At 75.0% G+C, this 5,252-nt stretch carries 4 protein-coding genes; 1 reads left to right on the top strand and 3 read right to left on the bottom strand.

What is annotated here, in order from left to right:
* From OZN99_RS24710 to OZN99_RS24700, 3 genes are all read right to left on the bottom strand, one after another.
* Positions 1-465: deoxyribodipyrimidine photo-lyase (locus OZN99_RS24710; RefSeq protein ID WP_270937900.1), on the bottom strand; the 465-nt coding region annotated here is incomplete at its 3' end.
* A gap of 266 nt (positions 466-731) precedes the next feature.
* The gene (pdeM, locus tag OZN99_RS24705) at positions 732-1,439 is read right to left on the bottom strand and encodes a ligase-associated DNA damage response endonuclease PdeM (protein WP_270937899.1); all 708 of its coding nucleotides are present in this window, start codon (positions 1,437-1,439) and stop codon (positions 732-734) included.
* On the bottom strand, positions 1,436-4,015 hold the full coding sequence (locus tag OZN99_RS24700; RefSeq protein WP_270937898.1) for a ligase-associated DNA damage response DEXH box helicase: 2,580 nt from the start codon (positions 4,013-4,015) through the stop codon (positions 1,436-1,438). The genes pdeM and OZN99_RS24700 overlap by 4 nt, the downstream gene beginning before the upstream one ends.
* Before the next feature lie 93 nt (positions 4,016-4,108).
* Between OZN99_RS24700 and OZN99_RS24695 the strand changes: the two genes are divergently transcribed.
* The coding region (locus OZN99_RS24695) for a hypothetical protein (protein WP_270937897.1) at positions 4,109-5,252 on the top strand (1,144 nt) is incomplete at its 3' end.

Genomic DNA, 5,252 nt, shown 5'->3' with positions numbered 1-5,252 from the left:
GGCCTTCGCGAAGGGCGTGTAGACGGCGTAGGGCTTCCCGCTGCCGGAGGCGAAGCCGTGCGGTTCCTTCAGGATGGTGGTGGTGTGCAGATGCAGCGCGCGGCCGGCAGCGCGCAGCGCCTCGTGCACCCGGCGGGACTGCTCGCGCGCCCAGGGCTCGATCGCGCGGCCGGCATGCACCTCCGCGGCGCCGGTCGCGTCGGCCAGGGCGGGGATCACCGTCTCGGCGCGACCCTTGGCCAGCAGCAGGGGCGCGCCGCGGGCGGCGAGGTCGGCCGAGAGGGATGCCAGGCTGTGCTTCAGCCACCAGCGCGCGGCGCCGCCATGGCGCTGCGGGCCGGCGGCTTCGTCGTCCAGCACGAAGACCGGCAGCACGCGGCCCCCGCTGGCCAGGGCGGCGGTCAGCGCGGGGTGGTCGGACAGGCGGAGGTCTTGGCGGAACCAGATCAGGGCGGGGGTGGTCATGTCGGGAATGTAGGGTGTCCTGCGGCGATCGGGAGCGCGCCGGGTGCGGAAGCGGGGGCGGCACGCATATCCCAGCGATGCGCCGCGGCGGTGCGTGGGCGCGACGCGGCCGCGGTCGGTCGCGCCCCCAACCGGCCCTCGCTTCGCTCGCGCACCCTCCCCCGCATAGCGGGAGAGGAGTCGTCGGTCGCGCGGTTCTCCCTCCCCCGCCATGCGGGGGAGGGTCGGGGTGGGGGCGCGACTGGGCACCCTCGGCGCGCGCGCCCTCAGGCCGATCCTTCGGCGAGCGCCGCGCGCATCGCGTGGCGCAGCGGGCCGGTCGGGAAGCTGAACAGCCGCTCCGCCCCCAGCAGGAAGGCGCGGCCGCCGCGCGGGAAGAGCGCCGCGATGGCGGGGTCGGTGATGGCGAGCCCGCCGGTATAGGCGCCGAAGGCCGGCAGCAGCAGGCGCTTCGCATCGGCCAGGAAGCAGGGCCGCGTCACGCCGCCGGCGCGCGTCGGCATGGTGGCCTTGGGGTGGAAATGGCCGGACAGCTCCGCGGCCGCCCCCGGCTTCGCGACATGGCGGAAGGTGAGCGGCCCGAGCGCCCATTCCTCCGCCGCGATGCCCGGCAGCCCCTCCGGCGCGACGGGGTCGTGGTTGCCGAGCACCCAGACCACCTCGATCCCCGCCAGCAGGCGCAGCAGCATCGCGCAGTCGCCCGGCGCGAGGCGCGCGCAGCCCTTCGCGTCGTGGAAGCTGTCGCCGAGCAGCACCAGGCGCGCCGGCTTCCAGCGACGCAGCGCGCGCGCCAGGCGCTCCAGCGTCTCCTTCGTGTCGTAGGGCGGGACCATCTGGCCGCGCGCGGCGAAGGCGCTGCCCTTCTCGAGATGCAGGTCGGCGACGGCGAGCAGGCGCTGCGCGGGCCAGGCGACGAAGCCGCCGGGATCGAGCATCAGGCGCTCGCCGGCCAGGTGGATCGGGGCTGCGGTCATCGTGGCGTGGTCAGGCCCTTCGGCGCGGAGCGGATGAAGCGGTTGTAGCGGCCATCCCTGGCGCGGCCGTCCTTGCCGTCGCCACGGCGGGGGCGGCGAACCCGGTCGCGGTCGCCGCGGGCGGGGATGGCCTCGGTGACCTCGGCCAGGACCTCGGTGAAGAGCTCGGCGCCGCCCGTCACCTCCTCCACCATCGCGGCCGCCTCGGCCAGCAGCGCGTCCTCCGCGCCGCCGGCGACCCATTCGCGGCCTTCCTCGATCAGCGCCGGCACGGCGAGCGGCGAGACGCGGGGCAGGGCGCGGTGGACGATGCCGCCGGCGCGCGCGCGCGCCAGCAGCAGGGAGATGCGTGCCACGTCCGTCAGGCCCGAAGCCGCTTCCTGCCGCGTGGCGCGCAGCAGGATGTGGTCGGGCTCGTGCCTGCGGAGCACGTCGTAGATCAGGTCGGCATTCATGGTCATCTGCCGGCCGGACTTCTCTTGCCCGGGATGGTTCTTCTCGATCAGGCCGGCGATGGTCGCGATATTGCGGAAGCTGCGGCGGAGCATGCTGCTCTCCGCCATCCACTCCTCCAGCTCCTCGCCCAGGATGTCCTCCTCGAACAGGCGCTCCACGCCCGTCGGCTCGAAGGCGCACCACGCCGCCAGCACGTAGTCGGTCGCGAGGTAGCCGAGCGGGCCCATGCCGAGGCGTTCCATGCGCTTGGTCACCAGCATGCCCAGCGTCTGGTGCGCCAGCCGCCCCTCGAAGCAGTAGGCGACGAGGAACCACTTGCCGCCGCGCGGGAAGGTCTCGACGAGCAACCCGTCCTTCGGCGGCATCTGCGAGGCGTGGCGCTGCAGCCGCAGCCATTCCTGCACCGGCGCGGGCAGCGCCTTCCACGCCTTCGGGTCGTGCAGGATCGCCCGCACCCGGGCGGCGAGCCAGGTCGTCAGCGGCATGCGGCTGCCGGCATAGGCGGGCACACGCGGCTCGCCCTCGCCCCCGCGGGAGACGATGGCGGACATCGCGTCCAGCCCCTCGAAGCGCAGTAGCTGACCGGCGAAGATGAAGCAGTCGCCAGGCGTGAGGGTGGAGATGAACCACTCCTCCACCTCGCCCAGCACGGGGCCGCCGCGCAGCCGCACCTTGAGCAGCGGCGTCTCCACGATGGTGCCGAGGTTCATCCGCAGCTGGCGCGCCACCGCGTTGGAGCGGACATGGATGCGCCCGTCGGCGTCGCGGAACAGGCGGCGGAAGCGGTCGTAGCTGCTGAGCGCGTAGCCGCCATCCTCGACGAAGCGCAGCGCGTCGTCGAAGTCGCGCCGGGTGAGCGCGGCATAGGGCTGGGCGCGGGTGACCTCGGCGTAGAGATCGTCGGGCAGGAAGGGGCCGGCGACGGCGCAGGCCAGGATGTGCTGGCACAGCACGTCGAGCCCGCCCGGCCGCGGCGGGTCGCCGTCCAGCTCCTGCGCCGCAACGGCCTGGCGCGCGGCGGTGCACTCGATCACCTCGAAGCGGTTGGCCGGGACGAGGACGGCGCGGGAGGGCTCGTCCAGCCGGTGGTTGGCGCGGCCGATGCGCTGCAGCAGGCGGGAGACGCCCTTCGGCGCGCCGACCTGCACCACCTGGTCCACCGCGCCCCAGTCGATGCCGAGGTCGAGCGAGGCGGTGGCGACCACCGCGCGCAGCCTGCCCGCGGCCATCGCGGCCTCCACCTTGCGGCGCTGCTCCACCGTCAGGCTGCCGTGGTGCAGGCCGATCGGCAAATTGTCGTCGTTCAGCCGCCACAGCGCCTGGAAGCAGAGCTCGGCCTGGGCGCGGGTGTTGACGAAGACGATGGTGACCTTCGCCTCCCGGATGCGGCGGTAGACCTCGGGCATGGAGGCCAGGCCCATATGGCCGCCCCAGGGCAGCCGGCCCTCGGGCAGCAGCATGTCCAGCATCGGCTCCGCGCCGCCCGCGCCGATCACCAGCCGCACGTCGTCGGGCCGCGCGGTGGGGGAGAGGAAGGCGCGCAGCGCGTCCGGATGCGCGACGGTGGCCGAGAGGCCGACGCGGCGCGCCTTCGGCGCCAGCGTGCCGAGGCGCGCGAGGCCGAGCGCCAGCTGGTCGCCGCGCTTGGTACCGGCCAGGGCGTGGATCTCGTCCACCACCACCGCGCCGAGCCCGCCGAACAGCGTGGGCGCGTCCGGCAGCGTCAGCAGCAGGGCGAGGGACTCGGGCGTGGTCAGCAGCAGGTTCGGCGGGGCGGCGCGCTGGCGGGCGCGTCGGTTCGCCGGCGTGTCGCCGGTGCGCGTCTCGATGGCGATGGGCAGCCCCATCTCCTCGACGGGTGCCGTCAGGTTGCGCGCGATGTCCACCGCCAGCGCCTTGAGCGGCGAGACGTAGAGGGTGTGCAGCCCGTCCCGCGGGGCGGCGTGCAGGTCGGTCAGGCTCGGCAGGAACCCGGCCAGGGTCTTGCCGCCGCCGGTCGGCGCGACCAGCAGCGCGCTCTCGCCGCGCCGCGCGGCCTGCAGCAGGGCGAGCTGGTGCGGCCGCGGCGCCCAGCCGCGCCCGGCAAACCAGCCGGCGAAGGGTTCCGGCAATGTTCCCATCGGGCGGGAGTTATGGGGGCGGCGCCCGAGAAGGGGAAGGGTGCGCCCGCCATCGTCGGCTCGCACCGGCGCCGCTATTCTGCCGACGCAACCATGCGGCGCGCCATCCTGCACATCGGGACGGAGAAGACCGGCTCCACCGCCATCCAGGCCGGGCTGGCGGGGATGCGAGACGCGCTGGCGGCGCAGGGCGTCGCCTATGCGCGGAGCCCCGGCCATCGCAACCACCAGGCGCTCGCGCTCTATGCCGCCGGGCCGGGGGCGGGCGGCGAGGGGCTCGCGCTGCGCGACAGGCTGCGGCGTGGCGCAGGCGATGCGCCGGAGGACTGGCTGCCCCGGGCGATCGCCGAGGAGGTCGCGGCGCTGCCGCCGACGATCCACACCCTGGTCTTCAGCAACGAGCACTGCCACAGCCGCGTGCGGACGGAGGAGGGCGCGCGACGGCTGCAGGCGCTGCTCGCGCCGCATTTCCAGGACGTGCACGTCGTCGTCTATCTGCGCCGGCAGGACGAGCTGGCCGTCAGCCGCCATTCGACCCGGATCAAGACCGGCGGGACGCGTCGGGCGATCCTGCCGCGCGCCGGGGAGCGCGCGGACGGGTATTTCGACCATGCAGCGCTGCTGGCCCGCTGGGGTGCGGCCTTCGGCGTCGCAGCCCTGCGCCCGCGCCTGTTCATCCGTGAGGAGTTCCCGGGCGGCGACGTGCTGCAGGATTTCCTCCTGGCCTGCGGCCTGGCACCCGGTCCGGGCGGCCCGGCGCCGCGTCGGCACAACCCGGCGCTCTCGGCCACCGCGCTCGAGGTGCTGCGGCGGGTGAACCTGGTGCTGCCGCGCGAGACGGGGGCGCGGGCGCCCCGCATGCTGATGCGGCTCCTGGCCCGCCACGCGCCGGGCCCGGCACCCCTGCCGTCCCGCGCCGAGGCGATGGCATTCGCCGCGCGCTTCGCGGCGGGCAACGAGGCGGTGCGGCGCACCTTCTTCCCGGACCGGGCGACTCTGTTTCCGCTGGACTTCGAAGCCTATGCCGAGGCCGCCACCGAGGTCCCTCGCGCAGCGGCGCAGGCGCTGGTGGAGACGGTGCTGGCCGAGATGGCGGCGATGCGGCCGCGCCGGCGGCTGCGCTTCCCGCACCATGCGGCGGAGATGGAGGCGCTGCGGCAGGTCGGCGCGCAGCTGCGGGCCGAACGGACGCGCACGGCGCCGCGCGGCTGGCGCAGGCACGCCGGCGGCGGGACGG

This window comes from Falsiroseomonas oryzae (assembly GCF_027856955.1).
In the GTDB taxonomy this organism is placed as follows: domain Bacteria; phylum Pseudomonadota; class Alphaproteobacteria; order Acetobacterales; family Acetobacteraceae; genus Falsiroseomonas; species Falsiroseomonas oryzae.
This window is presented reverse-complemented; position numbering and strand designations above follow the sequence as displayed.

Excerpts from the sequence above, each read along its gene's own strand:
- pdeM (WP_270937899.1), bottom strand. The coding sequence starts at position 1,439 with ATGACCGCAGCCCCGATCCACCTGGCCGGCGAGCGCCTGATGCTCGAT.
- OZN99_RS24700 (WP_270937898.1), bottom strand. The coding sequence starts at position 4,015 with ATGGGAACATTGCCGGAACCCTTCGCCGGCTGGTTTGCCGGGCGCGGC.